Origin of the sequence: Haloferax larsenii, from assembly GCF_024730625.1 — an archaeon.
GTDB lineage: Archaea > Halobacteriota > Halobacteria > Halobacteriales > Haloferacaceae > Haloferax > Haloferax larsenii.
This window is the reverse complement of record NZ_CP078063.1, coordinates 2,463,899-2,480,372: the sequence shown is the minus strand read 5'-3', so window position 1 is coordinate 2,480,372 and position 16,474 is coordinate 2,463,899. Positions and strand designations below refer to the sequence as shown.

The window sequence follows — 16,474 nt, the reverse complement described above, 5'->3', positions numbered from 1 at the left end:
CACAACAGAGACACCAGTACGACCGACGTCAGCGACGGCGGACGACGAGCGGTGTGTCACCGACCGGTTGGGTCGTCATCTCCGGCGTGATATCCAGCGGTTCGTCTCGGTCCCACTCGAGGTGGAAGTCCCGGAGCACGCTCGCGAGGACGATTTTGGCCTCAGTGAGTGCGAACGCGCGCCCGAGACAACTTCGCGGTCCCGCGCCGAACGGCACGTACGCGTACCGCGGGCGGTCTCTTTCTTTCTCCCATCGCTCCGGTCGGAACTCCTCGGGGTCGTCGTACCAGCGGTCGTCACGCTGCACGCGGATAATCGAGAGGTGGATGTCCGTCTCCGCGGGAATCGTTCGGTCGCCAACCGAAAACGGCCGCGTCGTCTCGCGTGGCAGCGTGTGAACCGGCGGGTAGAGCCGAAGCGTCTCTTTGATGATTCGTTCGAGAACGGGCAGATTATCGAGCGCCGCTGTACTCACCGGGCCGTCGCCGACGACGCGAGACACCTCTTCGACGGCGCGCTCGTACGGTTCCGGATTCGTCGCCAGCGCGTAGAGCGCGAACGTGAGTGCGAGCGCCGTCGTCTCGTGGCCGGCGAAAATCATCCCGACGAGCTGGTTCTCCATCGACTCGACCGTCTTCGGATACTCGGTCCCGAGGGCCTCGGCGAGGCGGGCAGTGAGGCTCTCTCGGTCCGCCGTCTCGACGAGCTTTCGGACCTCTTCGCGGAGAATCTGCTCTGACTTGTCGAAGCGTCGGCGACTCGGCGTCGGTACCCACGAGGGAAGTACCCACGACTGCGGTGCGAAGCGGCCGTTGAGGCCGTCGGCAGCGGTCCGCATCCGGTCGTCGCCGTCGAGTTCGAGTTCGCGCCCGAGGATGGTCGCGAAGATGACGTCCAAGGTGAGGTTCTTCATCTCTCCTTCCGCCGACACCGTCCCCTCGTCGGGCCACTCAGCGAGTCTGCGCTCGACTTGGTCGCGCATGACTGGGGCGTACTCGGTCACGCGGTCCCAGTGGAAAAACGGGTCCAACTCGTTTCGCTGCTTTCGCCACTCTTCTCCTTCGACCGCGATGATGGCGTCATGGAATGCCGCGTCGAACTCGTTTCCTTTCGAGATAGCGTCCGGTTCGGTCACGAACGCCCGCTCGAAGTGGTCCGGATGCGCGAGAATGTACAACCGGCCGATTCCGAGGAGGTCGAGACCGACCGTACTGTCCACACCGTGGTTAGCCAGCATGTCGGCTACGAACTGGAATGGTTCGGCCGCGAACCCGACGGTGTGTCCGAGAAGTGGCCAGCCTGCGGGTGTCGGTGGTGTACGCGTCACACACGTTACAATTCACAGAACGGTGATGAATTATTCGGCCCTGTTACAGGTCGAGGCCACGAATCGCGACGCCGTCGCCTTCCTCGACGTGGCCGATAATACGGCCGTCTGTGGCTTCGACGAGAGCCGCGGCGTTTTCTTCGGGAACCGCTGCGACGAATCCAGTTCCCATGTTGAACGTCGTGTGCATCTCTTCGTCGGAGACGCCGCCTTTCTCTTGGACGAAGTCGAAGACTGCGTGGGGTTCGAAGGCGTCGTCGACGACGTAGCGGAACTCGCCCATGCGTTCGAGATTGGTCCAGCCGCTGCCGGTGACGTGGGCTGCTGCGCGGGTCTCGGCCGTGCGCAGGTCGTCCAACAGGTAGGTGTAGAGACGCGTCGGTTCGAGAAGCGCCTCGCCGACGGTGTCGTACTCGTCGCCGTCCCACTCGTCTGTGTACTCGCCGTCGCTGGTCGCGGCCTTTCGCGCGAGCGTCAGCCCGTTCGAGTGAATGCCCGACGACGGGAAGCCGACGAGCGCGTCGCCCGGTTCGGCCTCGCCCGGGAAGATGGCGTCTTTCTTCGCAAGCCCGGCACAGGTGCCGGCGAGGTCGAGACCGTTGATGACCTCCGGCATCACGGCCGTCTCACCGCCGACGAGTTCGATGTCTGCCTCTTCGGCACCTGCGGAGAGGCCCTGTCCGACCTGCTCGGCGAAGGTCTCGTCGGGTTCGTCCACCGCGAGGTAGTCAACGAACGCGACAGGCCGGACGCCCGCGGCGACGAGGTCGTTCGCGTTCATCGCGATGCAGTCGATACCGACTGTCGAGTAGTCTCCGAGCGCCTCCGCGACGAGTAGTTTCGTCCCGACGCCGTCGGTAGCGAGGCCCAGATACCGGTCGCCGATGTCGAGGAGGCCGGCGTAGTCGCCCGACCCGCCGCCAACTTGCGCGACGAGTGCGGCCGTCGCGGCTTCACTGGCTTCGATATCGACGCCCGCGTCCGCGTAGGTCATCCCCTCGGAATCGTCCTTCGTCATGTTCGTGTACGAGTTTGGCCGAAATATAAAATCAATGGGTATCGAATATACACATTCTCGTATATTTCGATGAGTCGTGTCGAACTATCTCGGCCAGTTCCGTCGGTCGTCACCCGGACCGCGTCGGTCAGCACGTCCCGTTCCACTGCCCACGCGTCTCGACGCGGACTGGTTCTCGGGCAGGAAAGTGAGCCACGACTGTCGCGTCAGACGTTAATTTGGAAATTAGATATACAAAAATCAACCATCTGTAGTTGCAAATGGTTCATTTGGGAGCTATCGACTCAGAATCCTCTATGAACAGTCTAGGCGGTTTTAAGAGCTTCGTAAAAGGTTTGAAACACCAAATCGAGCGGTCGTGAAGAGTCTGGGATTCCCTAAAGCGTTAGAAAACCGAGCGAAATCGCGCCAACGCTCGACCCCTTATATGATGGTCCCGGTCATACGCAGAAGTGACGATGTCCGGAATCCCCTCCACGACAGATTCGGTCGCACTCGACCTCGCGGCGACGCTTGGCCGAGTTGCGCTCGCACCGTTCGAGACGATAGCGTTCTGGTCAGCAATCGCCCTTCCCCTCGCGTACCTGCCCCTGCTCGCAGAGGGACTCGGCGGCAGCAACCTGCCCCTGTTCGTCGGCTTGCTGGCACTCCACGTGGCGGCACTGGTCCTCGGCCGCGACCACGCACAGGACTGAGTCTCGGACGCATCACTCCGGCGTCGTCCCTCAGTTCCCGCCGGCGTCTCCCCTCCAAAGTGCGTCGATTGGTCCCTGCCTGCCCCCTCGTTCCTTACCCCTCGTGGCGCCCACCTCCACTCCTACCCAACGGTGGCACACTCCCTTCCCCATCCTCCCTGGTTCGTGGCACTCCCTTTCCGCCCGTGCCACCTCCTTCCCTCGTTCGTACCGCCTCTCCTCGTCCGTACCAATTGTACCGGTTCTCCTCGTCCGTACTACTCCTTCACCTCGTACCTGACGCTCTACAGCTTTCACTCGGGATTCTCACTTGAGAGTGACAGCGAGTGCGCGAAGAACCGGTCCTCGGCGTCAGAAGGCGAATTGCGAATTGCCTGTCGTCTCTGCCGTCCCTACCGTCGGCGTTAGAAGCCGACGAACAGGAGCAAGGCGACTGTCAGGACCGCCGAGAGGGCGAAGAACCCGGCGAAGACGGGTGTGCTCCACGCCTTGACGGTCCGCCCGTCCAGCGAGGCGAACGGGAGCATGTTGAACGCCGCGAGGAAGGCGTTGATGACGAGTCCCCGCGCGCCGACGAGTTCGACGAGCCCCGAATTGACGGCGAGACCGGCGACGAATATCGGCACGAAGGCGACGACGAGCACGAGGTTCATCGCCGGCCCTGCGAGCGCGATAAGCCCGTGTTCGCGCTTCGTGAGCATCCCGCGGTGGTGGACCGCACCGGGTGCCGCGAAGATGAATCCGATGAGTGCGCTCATGATGGCGATGCCGAGCATGCCGTAGTCGGCGCGGAACTCGGCGACCTGTCCGAATCTGACGGCGACGACTTTGTGCGCGACTTCGTGGAACAGAAACGCGATGCCCGCAGTCAGCAGGCTCACGACGAGTGCGAGCCCGAACGACCCGCTCAAGAGCAGTCCGATAGCGCGCTGTCCGCCGCCGGCGAAGAAGATGGCGAACGCGAGACCGAGCGCGAGCCACGCGACTGCGAGGTCACGAAGCTCGCGCGACGAGAAGGTGATGTTCATGCGAGCGTCCTCCAGAGGAGTTCGGCGCTATTTCGCGCTCCCTCGAACATCAGGTTTGCGACGCCACTGATGCCGCCGAGGTCCGCGGCGATGACCGGGAGCACGTAGGTGACAAAGAGGAAACTCGCAATCATGCTCCCGATGTTCGTCATCGCGACGACCATGATGAGCTTGAAAAGCGGGACGTCGAACAGTTGTCCGATAAGTTCCCGCATCGGGGTCTCTTCGTCCGAGAGGATGCGGTTGAGTGTGCTGATGTCGCCGACGTTGACCGGCGTGTGTCGGAGTTCGACGTAGCCGGTGAACCAACCCGGTGCGAGAAGCGGGTTGATAGAGGTCATCCACGCGACGAGACCGCCGACGAGGGCCGAGGTCCAGCGCGCACCGGCGAGTTTGGCGAGACTGGCGGCGAAGACGCCGTTGATGAGGAACCACGCGCCGAAGATAGTGAGCAGGCGTTCGTTGCCGACGCCAGCCATCGCGAGCAGGACGAAGAACGCGATGAAGATGACGGTGATACCGAAGCCGATGAGTTTCCCCCACGGGAAGCCGTCTTTCTCGGCGACGCCCACGAGCGATTCCATCGGCGGGAGCGTCGATGGGTCTCGGAGGTAGCCCTCGATTCCGGCTTTGTGGCCCGCGCCGACGATGGCGACGACGTGGTGGCCGGACTGGCGGAGTGCGACGAGTTGGTGCGCGATGAAAGCGTCGCGCTCGTCGATGAGCGCCTCCGCACCGCCGGGACTGAATCGGCGGAACTCTTCCATCATCGCCGACACGACGTCGCCGTCGGTCAGCTCTTCCATGTCGAACTCTTCGACGTCTTCCGCGGGTGCGAACAGGCCGAGTACGTTCAGGACGCTTCCGGCCGCGACGCCCACAACGATTCCCGCGAGCACGCCGAGAATGAGGCTCCCGAGGATTGCAACACCGAGGCTCCCGAGCGTGGACGAGACGAAGCCAGCGCCGAGTCCGAGACCGAACCCACCGACGAGGCCGACTGCTGCACCGCCGCCGAGGCCAGCGAGGACCGCGTCGTCGCCGTCGAGGACGAACGTCGCGACGGTGTAGAGGAGATACGAAGCCACGACGCCGACGACGGCCCCGGTCGCAGTTCGACCGAGAATCACGTCAGAGATTCCGACGATATCTCCGTAGAGGCCGATAAGCGGCCCGAGGAAGACACCGACGGCGATGCCGAAGACGGCTCCGACGCCGCGCGCGTCGGCCACGCCGAACGCGAGGTCGCCCGCCATGCGCATCTTCTCGACGAGGCCCATCCGTCGCCAGAAGCGCTGGATGGTCGTCTGGATGTCGCGGTCGACGAGCGCGACGTCGATTCCCTCGCCTTCGGCCGTCTCGACGGCCGCGAGCATGTCCGCGCCGGGTTTCACGTCGAATTTGTCTCCCATGCGCGACTGGACGTACGAGAGCATCCAGTAGGCGATAAACTGGAAGACTGTGTTCCCGCGCAAGAGGTCGCGCGCTTCGATGTCGTCGGGCGTTCCGCCCTTCAACTGCCGGTATCGACCTTCGTCGAGTTCGACCGCGACCACGTCCGGTTGCTCCGCTTCGATGGTCTCTTCGACCTCTCGGACGCTGTCGGCCGAGACGTGGGCCGTGCCGACAACGTGGACGTGGCCCTCGCCGGGCGACGAATCGTTCATCGCCGGGATTACCGCCCCACGGTTTTTATCCGTGTCGGCATCACCCACGAACCATGCACGAGTTCGACGCGCGAACCCCGACGACGACCCACGAGGTGGCACTCGACTGCCTCCGCGCTGGCGTCGAATCCGTCCGTCCCGAGCGCGTCGTCCGCGACGCGGTTGCGCTCGATGGCGACACACTCACCGTCGCGGAGACGACGTACGACTGCTCGAACTACGACCGGATTCTCGTGGTCGGCGGCGGGAAAGCGGGCGACGGCGTCGCCGACGCACTCGAAGAACTCCTCGGCGACCGAATCGACGATGGCGTCGTCGTCACCCCTAACCCCGGAGACGGGACTCGGATTCGGCGACTTCCCGGCGACCATCCCGTCCCGTCGGACCGAGGTGTCGAGAGCACGCGCCGACTCATCGACCTCGTCTCGGACCTCGACGAACGAACGCTGGTCCTCGTCGCCGTCACGGGCGGCGCGAGCGCGATTCTCCCTGCGCCCGCGACAGGCGTCTCGCTGTCGGACCTCCGCGAAACGACCGAACTGCTCCTGGAAAGCGGCGCGGAAATCGACGACCTGAACGCGGTCAGAAAACACCTCTCGACCCTCAAGGGCGGCGGCCTCGCCCGCCTCGCCGCGCCCGCGACGGTGGTCGGTCTCGTTCTCTCAGACGTGGTCGGCAACGACCTCGGCGTCATCGCCTCCGGCCCGACAGCGCCCGACGAGACGACGTTCGACGACGCCTTAGACGTGCTCGACCGATTCGACCTCGACGTGCCGAGTTCGGTCCGGACACGACTCGCGCGCGGGTCTGCGGGCGAGATTCCCGAGACGCCGAAACCCGGTGACTCGGTCTTCGACCGGGTGACGAACCACGTGCTCGCAGACGCGTTTACTGCACTCGACGCCGCCCGCACGGTCGCCCGCGACAGCGGCTACGACCCACTCATTCTCTCGTCGCGCGTCCGCGGGGAGGCACGCGAAGCCGCAAAGACCCACGTCGCCGTCGCCGAAGAGATTCGCGCGACAGGGAGCCCACTGGACGCTCCGGCAGTGATTCTCTCCGGTGGCGAGTGTACCGTGACCGTCCGTGGCGACGGGCAGGGCGGCCCAAACCTCGAATTCTGTCTCGAAGCCGCACCGGACCTTCCAGATGGGTCCGTGCTCGCGAGCATCGACAGCGACGGCAAAGACGGCGGCACCGACGTCGCGGGCGCGCTCGTGGACGCTGAGACGGTCGAGCGCCGTGAGGCAAACGCGTCGTTGGCACGCAACGACGCCCTTCCAGTCCTCCGCGACGCCGACGCGCTCGTAGAGACGGGACCGACCGGCACGAACGTCAACGACCTTCGGGTGCTGGTCGTCGAGCCAGCCGAGTTCTGTTGATTCTGCCCGCGCGTCCGACAACAAGTTTGTATCCTTCGGTGTAGTAACGGCTCGTATGGCAGATTTGCTGCCCTCCGCACCGGACACCTCCGCCGCAGACGAGCCCTCCCCCCGCGTTATCGGCCTCGACGACGACGAGGCGTCGAACCTCCTGTCGGCGCTCTCGTCGGAGACGGCCCGCCACGTGCTGGCCGCGCTCCACGACGAACCGACGAATCCCGCCGAACTCGCCGACCGGGTGGAAACGTCGCTCCAGAACGTCCAGTACCACCTCGGCAAACTCGACGAGGCCGGACTCATCGAAGTCGTCGATACGGTCTACTCCGAGAAAGGCCGCGAGATGAAAGTCTACGCGCCCGCAGACCGGCCGCTCGTCGTCGTCGCGGCGACCGAAGAGACGCGAACCGGGCTCGCGACAGCCCTGACGAGCCTCCTCGGTGGCGTCGCGGTCTTGGGACTCCTCGCGGCGTTCGTCCAGTTGGTCGCGACCCGCGGGTTGGACTGGCTCGTTCCCACGGCGCAAACTGGCGGCGCAGAAGCCGATAGCGTCTCGCTCGCGACGACCGAGGCAGCCACCGAAGCAGCTCCGGTCGTCGGACAGGCGATTCCACCCGGTATCGCGTTCTTCGCGGGTGGGCTTCTCATCCTGCTCGCCATCGCGGTCGTACAGTACTACCGCCGCTGACGTCGGCAGTCGTCGGTGCCGTGTTTCTCGCCCGCGACGCTTTGCTGGGGTAACTATTCGTACTCCCACCAACTATTGTATGTATGGAACACCGTGCCGTGGTCCGTGGCATCGGGGTCGGTGTCGGCGAGGACGGTTCGAACGTCCCGGCAGTGATTCTCGAAGCCCGAGACGAGTTTTTGCCCATCGTCATCACGTCTGACCAGGCGCAGGCGATTCAGCTCGGCCTGTCCGGCGACAAGTTCGAGCGACCGCTGACCCACGACCTGTTGGTCGAGATGGTGACTGAGTTCGGCGGTGCAATCGACAGCATCCGCATCGACGACCTCTCTGAGGGGACGTTCTTCGCGAAAGTCGACGCGGAGCGATATCACGGCGGCGAGGTGCGGTCGTTCGTCTTCGACGCCCGTCCGAGTGACGCTATCGCGCTCGGCGTTCGCGTCGATTGTCCGATTCTCATCTCCGACGAGGTGCTCGACGCGGCCGGACAGCCACCCGAAATCTTCGACGTCGACTTCGACGAGTGAGAGGACGCCCTGCCCACGGTCTCAGTCTCGCTTTCGGACCTCAGTTTCTCCCCCGACCGCAGGTCCCACGATTTCAAGCCCCCCCAGTGCGACGGCTCTCGCATGAGCCAGAAAACGTCCACGCTCGCCGAATCGCGAACCGAGATGACCGAGCTTCTCCTGCCGAACGACACGAACAATCTCGGCCGCGCGCTCGGTGGGGCGGTCCTCCACTGGATGGACATCTGCGGGGCAATCGCGGCGATGCGATTCTCGAACCGCCAGTGCGTCACCGCCTCGATGGACCACGTCGACTTCATCAGCCCTATCGACCTCGGTGAAGTGGCGGTCATGGAGGCCTACGTATTCAACGTCGGCCACACGAGCGTCGACGTAAAAGTCGACGTTCACGCAGAGAACCCGAAGACCGACGAGCGACGCAAGACCACCTCGTCGTTCCTGACGTTCGTCGCGCTCGACGACGACGGTGAGACCACGCCGGTCCCACGTCTCGAATGCCCGACGCCCGAAGAAGAGGCGCTTCGACAGGAGGCAGTCGAAGCCCGTGCCTCCCAGTTGGAAGACGTTATCGAGCGGATGGACGACGCGTAATCGCCACCTGTCGCGGCGAACGCTTATCCGGCGCGGCGACCCACCCCAGAGTATGCTCGACGTACCCGTCCCCGACCCGCCGACGCTTCCGACAGTCGACCCCAACGAGTACGACGACGCGAACATCGCGGCCGACGCCGACTTCAAGCGAACCGAACTGGAGGCGTTCCTCCACGAGGGCGCGTGGGCCGAGGCGTTCGAGACGTGGGCGGCCGAGACGCCCGTCACAGAAGCCCAGTGGCAGGTCGTCGTCGAACTCGACTTGCTTTCGTACTTCGACTTCTTCTGGGACGACTTCGCGGACCGCGTCGGCTATCACGCGCCGGGTATCCCCGAGGACTGGAAAGAGCGCCAACTTCACCCCGAACTGACCTCGTGGGGACAAGTCTCGTCTATCAACGCCGGTCTCACGGAACTCGGCCAAGAGGTGTGTGACGTGCTGAAGGACGACTACATCGACTGGGAATCCGAGTACGAAGCCCCGGACGACCTGCCAGACTTTGGGTAGTCGCGGCCGCCGCCCTCAAAATTATCCCGCAGCAGCCACGGGTATGCATATGCGCCGCCGTGCCCTCCTCGCCAGCACTGCAACCCTCTCGCTCGCCGCGACGAGTGGGTGCCTCGCCGACGTTCGACGAACTGTGAGCGGTGACATCTCTCCCGACCACGGCAGCTCGAAGCTCCACCCCGCCGACGAGCAGTACGTCCGTGGCTCGTTTTCGGAGGGGAGCAACGTCCGTGGGTGGCTGTTTCCTGAGCCGCCCGCAGACCAGACTGCCGTGTTCACAGACAGGGCGATGCAGGGGCAGTACTCGAACGACCTCCTGTGGGCCGACGGCAACTCGTTCGTCCTCCTGTTCGAAGTTCGGATGGCCGCCGAAGACGCCGCGTTCTACAACGTGGGTACCTCGCCGCGATGGAGTGGCTGGCGCGACGCCGAGGTACCGATTCGCCGCTCGCCGGACACCTCGGAGCGCGACTTCGACGCCGACGAACTCGTCTGTACGCACATCTCGAAATTCGACGTTGAGGGTGGCGGAGCACCGTCGCAGGCGACGCTCACTGTCCGTGAGCGAGAGTCCAATGCGCGTGTCGCGGAATACCGCGTCAGCGAGTGGTCGAACGAGGAGACTGTGGCGTCGCAGTGAGGTTCGGCGGGTATTGTGGGTGTGTTCGGCGGGTATCGGTGAAGTGTTCGAGTTGTCGCCGGAGTAAACGTTTTGTCCGCCGCGAGTCTGTTTTCGGATACGATGCGGCACTTGGGACCGGCTGCGGCCCGCCTGACCGAGGTCGAGCAGTCGCCACGCCGCGCTGTCGTCTCCGACTCGCTGATTATTGCGGGGCAGTAGCCTCGCATATCTCCACAACTCGTTCTCCGCGCTTGCATCGTTTCCGAGTACTCACAGCACGCCGTGTGAACCGGACCACGGCACACTGCCATGAATCGGCCCACAGTACACCGCATGAACCGGCCCACAGTACACCGCATGGACCGACCTACACACCACACTCGACAGCAGTATCGACGACAGACAGCCTCCGGGCGGTGGCGACGAGCCACCACCCCGACACAGCGGAGCGCACGCCATGTCTGAGAGCGACCAGACGGAACGACCGACGGACGCGGACGAGACCCGCCGTTTTGATATATATCCACGAGAACGTCGGGGTATGGAAGACATCGCAGACCAGTACACGCCGGGGGATGTCGAGTCCGCCGTCAGCGAGTACTGGGACGAGAACGACGCGTACGAGGCGACGAAGGAGGCACACGCCGACGACCCGTCGTTCTTCTTCGTCGACGGCCCGCCGTACACGTCCGGCCAGATGCACCTCGGCACGGCCTGGAACAAGACGCTGAAAGACGCCGTCATCCGGCACAAGCGCATGACGGGGCACCACGTCACCGACCGCCCCGGCTACGACATGCACGGCCTCCCCATCGAGGTCAAAGTCGAAGAGGAACTCGGCTTCACCTCGAAGCGCGACATCGAGGAGTTCGGCATGGAGCAGTTCATCCAGAAGTGCAAGGAGTTCGCCGTCCGCAACCGCAAGGCGATGGACGACGACTTCCAGTCTATCGGCACGTGGATGGACTGGGACAACCCCTACGAGACGCTGTCTCCCGAGTACATGGAGTCGGCGTGGTGGGCCTTCTCGAAGGTCGCCGAAAACGGTCTCGTCGAGCAGGGCAAGCGCTCGGTCAACTACTGCCCGCGCTGTCAGACCGCAATCGCCGCCAACGAGGTCGAATACGACGAAATCACGTCGCCGTCTATCTACGTCAAGTTCCCCCTGAAGGGCCGCGAGGGCAACCTCGTCATCTGGACGACGACGCCGTGGACCATCCCCGCGAACACCTTCGTCGCCGTCGACGGCGAGATGACCTATCAGGCCGTCCGCGCCGAGAAAGACGGCGAGAGCGAGGTGCTGTACCTCGCCGAACCCTGCGTCGAGGACGTGCTGAAGAAGGGTCGCTACGAGGACTTCGAAGTGCTCGACGAGGTCACCGGCGAAGAGATGGTCGGCTGGGAGTACGACCACCCGCTCGAAGACGTGCTGGGTGAGTACGCCGACTTCGAGGGTGCCGGTCAGGTCTACACCGCCGAGTACGTCGAAGCCGACCGCACGGGTCTGGTTCACTCCGCGCCCGGCCACGGTCAAGAGGACTTCGCCCGCGGGCAGGAACTCGGTCTCGACGTGTTCGTCCCCGTGGACGACAAAGGCGAGTTCACAGCGCAGGGCGGCGACTACGCGGGCACCTTCGTCCGCGACGCCAACCCGCAGGTCATCGAGGACCTCGACGACCTCGGCCACCTGCTCCACGCAGGCGAACACGACCACCGCTACGGGCACTGTTGGCGCTGCGACACGGACATCATCTTCCTCGCGACCGACCAGTGGTTCATCACCATCACGGACGTCAAAGAGGAGCTGCTCGACAACATCGAGGAGTCCGAGTGGCACCCGCAGTGGGCGCGCGACAACCGCTTCCACGACTTCGTGAGCGACGCGCCCGACTGGAACATCTCCCGGCAGCGCTACTGGGGCATCCCGCTTCCCATCTGGGTCCCGCAGGACCCCGACGCCGAGGCCGCAAACGAGATGATTGTCGTGGGCACGCGCGAAGAACTCGCCGAGCGGGCCGACCAGGACATCGACCCCGAGACGGTGGACCTCCACCGACCCTCTGTCGACCCCATCACCATCACGGAAGACGGCGTCACCTACGAGCGCGTCCCCGACGTGTTCGACGTCTGGATCGACTCCTCGGTCGCCACGTGGGGCACGCTCGACTTCCCCGGTGAGACGGAGGACTACGAGGAACTGTGGCCCGCCGACCTCATCATCGAGGCGCACGACCAGACTCGCGGCTGGTTCTGGTCGCAACTCGGTATGGGAACCGCCGCGACGGGCGAATCCCCGTACAAGGAGGTTCTCATGCACGGGTTCGCCAACGACAAAGACGGCCGCAAGATGTCGAAGTCCGTCGGCAACATCGTCACGCCCGAAGAGGCAATCGACCGCGTCGGTCGCGACCCGCTTCGCGCGTACCTGCTCAGCCACGACCAGCAGGGTGTCGACCTCTCGTTCGACTGGGACGGACTCGCGGACATGCAGTCCACGCTCAACATCTTCTGGAACGTCTTCCGGTTCCCGCTGCCGTACATGGAACTGGACGGCTACGACCCCGCCGAGGCCGACCTCTCGGAGGGCGACCTCACCGTGGTCGACGAGTGGGTGCTCTCGCGCCTCCAGACCGTCAAAGCCGAGATGCACGAGGCGTGGGACGACTACGAGGTCTCCACCGCGCTCAACACGCTTCTCGACTTCATCACCGAAGACGTGTCGCGCTTCTACGTGAAGGCAATCCGCGAGCGCATGTGGGACGAAGAGGAGTCCGCGTCGAAACTCGGTGCGTACGCGACCCTCTCGACCGTTCTCTCCGAGTCGCTCCGCCTCATCGCGCCGTACACGCCGTACATGGCCGAGCGGATGTACCAGCGTCTCGACGGCAGCGAGACGACCGTCCACATGCTCTCGTACCCCGAGGTCGACGAAGACCTTCGCAACGAGACGCTCGAAACCAACATGGCGGTCCTTCGCGACGTTGAGGAGGCCGCGGCCCACGCCCGCCAACTCGGCGGTCGCAAACTCCGCTGGCCCGTCTCGCGCATCGTCGTCGAGTCCGACGATGAGGACGTGGCCGAAGCAGTCACCGCCCTCTCGGACCTCCTCTCGGAGCGCGTGAACACGCAGTCGGTCGAAGTCGTCGAGGTCTTCGACGAACTCGTCGAGAAGGCCGAACCGCAGATGAGCGTCATCGGGCCGGAGTTCGGCGCTGACGCCCAGAAAATCATGGGCGCTGTCGAAGGGCGCACCCGCGCCGACGTCGAATCCGGCGTCGAAGTCGACGGTGAGACCTACGAACTCACAGACGAGATGGTCTCCTACGCGGCCGAACCGCCGGAGAACGTCTCGGGTGCCGAGTTCGAAGGCGGCACTGTCTACGTCGACACCACCCTCACCGACGACATCGAGTCGGAGGGCTACGCCCGCGACGTCATCCGCCGCATCCAAGAGATGCGCAAGCAACTCGAACTCGATGTGGAAGAGGAAATCGACGTGGGCGTCGTCGTCGAAGACGACCGGGTCGCCGGATTCGTCGAGGAGAACCGCGACCTCATCGCCGACGAGGTGCGCGCCCGCGAACTCGAACTCGGCCGCGCCGAGGGCGAGACGGTCGAAGAGTGGGACGTCGAAGACGTCTCTGTGACCATCGCGGTCACGCAACTCGACTGAGCGACACGCTGCACACCGGTTTTTTGATTTTTGCTCGGTCTCAGACCGCGGAGCGACGCCGCTGTCAGTCGACGTGTCTCTCGAACCGGAGTAAATCGGAGAAAACGAGTGGGGACGTGAGTCAGCAGCGGGACGTGTCAGGTCGCGTTAGAACGGAATCGCGACCCAAGACGAACCGGGGAAGACGCCCGCGATGGCGAGCACCGCGACGAGGAACGTCCCGAAGACGATTGCGGCGGCCGGCGGGTCCCAGTGGGTGTCGCCGTGCGCGTAGAAGACGCGCTGGAAGGCTTCACCGAAGATGGCACAGATGCCACCGAAGACGCCACCGACGAGGAGCGCCGCAGCACCGAGTTCGGCCGCACCCGCGGTGAATGCGAGTGCCGCCGTCGATGCGGGAAGCGACATGTGGTGGGTGACGGGGACGCGCTCGACGCCGAGGTTCAGGAAGATGAGGCTCGCCGCGGAGATACCGAACGCGAGGAACGGGCTGCCGGTCGAGAGCGCGATGTACGCGGCCACGAGACCGACGACGATGCCGATAGCCGTCACTTCTTCCCACTTGTACATGTTCGGCAGCCACGGTTCGACGCTCATGCGTGCGGTCTCGCCGCCGTCGGCGACCGCGTTACTGCGGGTCTCGCCGCGCTCGAACGGGGTCATGTCGAGGAGGCTGCTGCCGCGTGCCTTACCGATGATGTCGTAGCCGAAGGCGACGCGGTGGATGAGCGCCGAGAGCACGACACCCATCGCGATGTGGTCGTACGGCATGTTGAACGTCCCCGAGAGGACGGTCAGCCAGTAGCCGATGATGCCGAAGATACCACCGACCGCGAGCACGTCAGGCTTCGAACCGAGTGCGAAGCCGATGTCCTTCGCGTTGTGGTAGTCGAATCCGGATTCCATGTAGCCGCGGTTCGCCGCGTAGGCTGCGGCGGCCGCACCACCGGCGAAGCTGATTGCCGGGGAGAACGGGACGCCGAAGGCGATTGCGCCGGTGATGCCGACCGAGCCGAGCGCGCCCGACTCGGCGTTGACGACGCCACCGAGGGACTTGCTCGCGAGGTTCGCCGTCTCGCCAGCGATGACCATGAAGCCGGTGAAGATAAAGGCCGGAAGCGCACCGATTGCTGCGCCGAAGGCACCGCCAGCGAAGGCGGCGATGAGCATTTCGAGCGCCCAGAGTTGGTCCAGTGCCATGTGTTATTCCTCCGTGTCGCGCGCCCAGTCGAGCGAGCGGTCGACTGCTTCCTTCCAGCGGCCGTAGCGGTGTTCGACGTTCTGCGGGTCCGAGGGTTCGAACTCGCGGTCGACCTGCCAGTTCGCGCGGAGTTCGTCCAGGTTCTCCCAGTAGCCGACTGCGAGACCGGCGGCGTAGGCGGAACCGAGCGCCGTCGTCTCGTCGACCTGCGGGCGGACGATTTCGGTGTCGAGGATGTTCGACTGAAGCTGACAGAGGAAGTTGTTCTTGACCGCCCCGCCGTCGACTCGGAGGCTGGCGAGGTCGATGTCGCTGTCGGACTGCATGGCTTCGGCAACGTCGCGCGTCTGGAACGCGATAGATTCGAGCGTCGCGCGGACGATGTGCTCGCGGCGGGTGCCGCGGGTCATGCCGACGATAGTGCCGCGTGCGCGCTGGTCCCAGTGCGGGGCACCGAGGCCGGCGAAGGCGGGCACGAAGTAGACGCCGTCGGTCGAATCGACCGAGCGGGCGAGCTTTTCGGACTCGGCGGCGCTCTCGATGAGCGTCATGTCTTCGAGCCACTCGATTGCCGCGCCCGTGATGAAGATGGAGCCTTCGAGGGCGTACTGCACGGGTTCGCCGGAGCGCTGGAAGCCGACGGTGGTGAGAAGGCCGTGTTCGGACATGACGGCCTCTTCGCCAGTGTTCATGAGCATGAACGACCCGGTTCCGTAGGTGTTCTTGGCGTCACCGGCGTCGAAACAGGTCTGACCGAACAGGGCGGCCTGCTGGTCGCCGAGGGCACCCGCGACGGGAATCTCGGCACCGAGGAAGCCGTCTGCGTCGGTCGTCCCGTAGTAGTCGTCGTCAGACGACGGGCGGACTTCGGGCAGAATCTCGCGGGGCACGTTGAACTCGTCGAGGAGTTCGTCGTCCCACTCCATGTCGTGGATGTTGAACAACATCGTCCGCGACGCGTTGGTCACGTCGGTGATGTGGTTCCCCGTCAGATTGTAGATGAGCCACGTGTCGATGGTACCGAAGGCGAGTTCCCCTTCCTCGGCGCGGTCGCGGATATCTTCCGGACGCGAGCGCTGGAGCTTGATGGGGTCAGAGTTGTCCAGCAGCCACTCGGCCTTCGTCGCAGAGAAGTATGCGTCGGGTTCGAGGCCTGTCTTGGCGCGCACGTCGTCGGTCTTGTCGTCCGCTTCGAGCGTCTCGATACGGTCGGTCGTCCGACGGTCCTGCCAGACGATGGCGTTGTGAATCGGCTGTCCGGTCTCGCGGTCCCAGACGATGGTCGTCTCGCGCTGGTTCGTGATACCGATTGCTTCCAGTTGGTCGGCGTCGAGAAGCGCGTCGTCGAGCGCCTCGTTGATGACCTTCTTCGTGTTGTCCCAAATCTCGTTCGCGTCGTGTTCGACCCAACCGGGTTCGGGGTAGATCTGTTCGTGCTTCTCGTAGGCGTTAGCGACCACCTTACCGTCGTGGTCGAACACCATGAATCGCGTGCCTGTGGTACCTTGGTCGATGGCACCAACGTATTTTTCTCCTGACATTTTAACCAA

At 64.4% G+C, this 16,474-nt stretch carries 14 protein-coding genes; 8 read left to right on the top strand and 6 right to left on the bottom strand.

Annotated features, from left to right (window positions below):
• Positions 1-28 precede the first annotated feature (28 nt).
• Both KU306_RS12930 and purM read right to left on the bottom strand, forming a co-directional pair.
• Positions 29-1,327, bottom strand: coding sequence for a cytochrome P450 (locus tag KU306_RS12930; RefSeq protein ID WP_258302180.1), 1,299 nt, complete (start codon positions 1,325-1,327; stop codon positions 29-31).
• Between the two features lie 43 nt (positions 1,328-1,370).
• Positions 1,371-2,345, bottom strand: coding sequence for a phosphoribosylformylglycinamidine cyclo-ligase (gene purM / locus KU306_RS12925; RefSeq protein ID WP_258302179.1), 975 nt, complete (start codon positions 2,343-2,345; stop codon positions 1,371-1,373).
• 458 nt (positions 2,346-2,803) lie between these two features.
• On the opposite strand from purM, the gene KU306_RS12920 reads away from it, so the two are divergent.
• Entirely contained in the window at positions 2,804-3,040 is a 237-nt protein-coding gene (locus KU306_RS12920; protein WP_007540284.1) for a DUF8028 family protein, read from the top strand.
• Between the two features lie 404 nt (positions 3,041-3,444).
• On the opposite strand, the gene KU306_RS12915 is transcribed toward KU306_RS12920, so the two are convergent.
• Both KU306_RS12915 and KU306_RS12910 read right to left on the bottom strand, forming a co-directional pair.
• The gene (locus KU306_RS12915; protein WP_007540282.1) at positions 3,445-4,068 is read right to left on the bottom strand and encodes a zinc metalloprotease; all 624 of its coding nucleotides are present in this window, start codon (positions 4,066-4,068) and stop codon (positions 3,445-3,447) included.
• On the bottom strand, positions 4,065-5,735 hold the full coding sequence (locus KU306_RS12910; protein WP_258302178.1) for a TraB/GumN family protein: 1,671 nt from the start codon (positions 5,733-5,735) through the stop codon (positions 4,065-4,067). The genes KU306_RS12915 and KU306_RS12910 overlap by 4 nt, the downstream gene beginning before the upstream one ends.
• 53 nt (positions 5,736-5,788) lie before the next feature.
• Here KU306_RS12910 and KU306_RS12905 point away from each other — a divergent pair, with 53 nt between their 5' ends.
• The 7 genes from KU306_RS12905 to ileS all read left to right on the top strand — a co-directional run bounded on the left by KU306_RS12905 (position 5,789) and on the right by ileS (position 13,723).
• The gene (locus KU306_RS12905) at positions 5,789-7,117 is read left to right on the top strand and encodes a glycerate kinase type-2 family protein (protein WP_258302177.1); all 1,329 of its coding nucleotides are present in this window, start codon (positions 5,789-5,791) and stop codon (positions 7,115-7,117) included.
• 55 nt (positions 7,118-7,172) lie between these two features.
• Positions 7,173-7,802: an ArsR/SmtB family transcription factor gene (locus tag KU306_RS12900; protein ID WP_007540278.1), complete on the top strand. Its 630-nt coding sequence runs from the start codon at positions 7,173-7,175 to the stop codon at positions 7,800-7,802.
• 83 nt (positions 7,803-7,885) lie between these two features.
• A complete protein-coding gene (locus KU306_RS12895; protein ID WP_008324285.1) occupies positions 7,886-8,329 on the top strand; it encodes a bifunctional nuclease family protein in 444 nt (147 codons plus the stop codon).
• Between the two features lie 102 nt (positions 8,330-8,431).
• Positions 8,432-8,920, top strand: coding sequence for an acyl-CoA thioesterase (locus tag KU306_RS12890; protein ID WP_074795544.1), 489 nt, complete (start codon positions 8,432-8,434; stop codon positions 8,918-8,920).
• A gap of 52 nt (positions 8,921-8,972) precedes the next feature.
• Entirely contained in the window at positions 8,973-9,428 is a 456-nt protein-coding gene (locus tag KU306_RS12885) for a DUF7992 family protein (protein WP_258302176.1), read from the top strand.
• 49 nt (positions 9,429-9,477) lie between these two features.
• Positions 9,478-10,068 carry a hypothetical protein gene (locus KU306_RS12880; protein ID WP_258302175.1) on the top strand — a complete coding sequence of 197 codons (591 nt, stop codon included), beginning with the start codon at positions 9,478-9,480 and terminating at the stop codon, positions 10,066-10,068.
• A 523-nt stretch (positions 10,069-10,591) separates the two neighbouring features.
• Positions 10,592-13,723 carry an isoleucine--tRNA ligase gene (gene ileS / locus KU306_RS12875; protein ID WP_258302174.1) on the top strand — a complete coding sequence of 1,044 codons (3,132 nt, stop codon included), beginning with the start codon at positions 10,592-10,594 and terminating at the stop codon, positions 13,721-13,723.
• A gap of 147 nt (positions 13,724-13,870) precedes the next feature.
• Here the strand turns inward: ileS and KU306_RS12870 are convergent, their stop codons facing one another.
• Together KU306_RS12870 and glpK are read right to left on the bottom strand one after the other, a co-directional pair.
• Positions 13,871-14,923 (bottom strand): DUF7973 family transport facilitator, encoded by a 1,053-nt coding sequence (locus KU306_RS12870; protein WP_258302173.1) that lies wholly within the window; start codon positions 14,921-14,923, stop codon positions 13,871-13,873.
• A 3-nt stretch (positions 14,924-14,926) separates the two neighbouring features.
• Positions 14,927-16,465, bottom strand: coding sequence for a glycerol kinase GlpK (glpK, locus tag KU306_RS12865; RefSeq protein WP_258302172.1), 1,539 nt, complete (start codon positions 16,463-16,465; stop codon positions 14,927-14,929).
• Between the last annotated feature and the right edge of the window lie 9 nt (positions 16,466-16,474).

Excerpts from the sequence above, each read along its gene's own strand:
- purM (WP_258302179.1), bottom strand. The coding sequence starts at position 2,345 with ATGACGAAGGACGATTCCGAGGGGATGACCTACGCGGACGCGGGCGTC.
- KU306_RS12890 (WP_074795544.1), top strand. The coding sequence starts at position 8,432 with ATGAGCCAGAAAACGTCCACGCTCGCCGAATCGCGAACCGAGATGACC.
- KU306_RS12885 (WP_258302176.1), top strand. The coding sequence starts at position 8,973 with ATGCTCGACGTACCCGTCCCCGACCCGCCGACGCTTCCGACAGTCGAC.
- KU306_RS12920 (WP_007540284.1), top strand. The coding sequence starts at position 2,804 with ATGTCCGGAATCCCCTCCACGACAGATTCGGTCGCACTCGACCTCGCG.
- KU306_RS12880 (WP_258302175.1), top strand. The coding sequence starts at position 9,478 with ATGCGCCGCCGTGCCCTCCTCGCCAGCACTGCAACCCTCTCGCTCGCC.
- glpK (WP_258302172.1), bottom strand. The coding sequence starts at position 16,465 with ATGTCAGGAGAAAAATACGTTGGTGCCATCGACCAAGGTACCACAGGC.
- KU306_RS12905 (WP_258302177.1), top strand. The coding sequence starts at position 5,789 with ATGCACGAGTTCGACGCGCGAACCCCGACGACGACCCACGAGGTGGCA.
- KU306_RS12895 (WP_008324285.1), top strand. The coding sequence starts at position 7,886 with ATGGAACACCGTGCCGTGGTCCGTGGCATCGGGGTCGGTGTCGGCGAG.
- KU306_RS12910 (WP_258302178.1), bottom strand. The coding sequence starts at position 5,735 with ATGAACGATTCGTCGCCCGGCGAGGGCCACGTCCACGTTGTCGGCACG.
- KU306_RS12870 (WP_258302173.1), bottom strand. The coding sequence starts at position 14,923 with ATGGCACTGGACCAACTCTGGGCGCTCGAAATGCTCATCGCCGCCTTC.
- KU306_RS12915 (WP_007540282.1), bottom strand. The coding sequence starts at position 4,068 with ATGAACATCACCTTCTCGTCGCGCGAGCTTCGTGACCTCGCAGTCGCG.
- ileS (WP_258302174.1), top strand. The coding sequence starts at position 10,592 with ATGGAAGACATCGCAGACCAGTACACGCCGGGGGATGTCGAGTCCGCC.
- KU306_RS12900 (WP_007540278.1), top strand. The coding sequence starts at position 7,173 with ATGGCAGATTTGCTGCCCTCCGCACCGGACACCTCCGCCGCAGACGAG.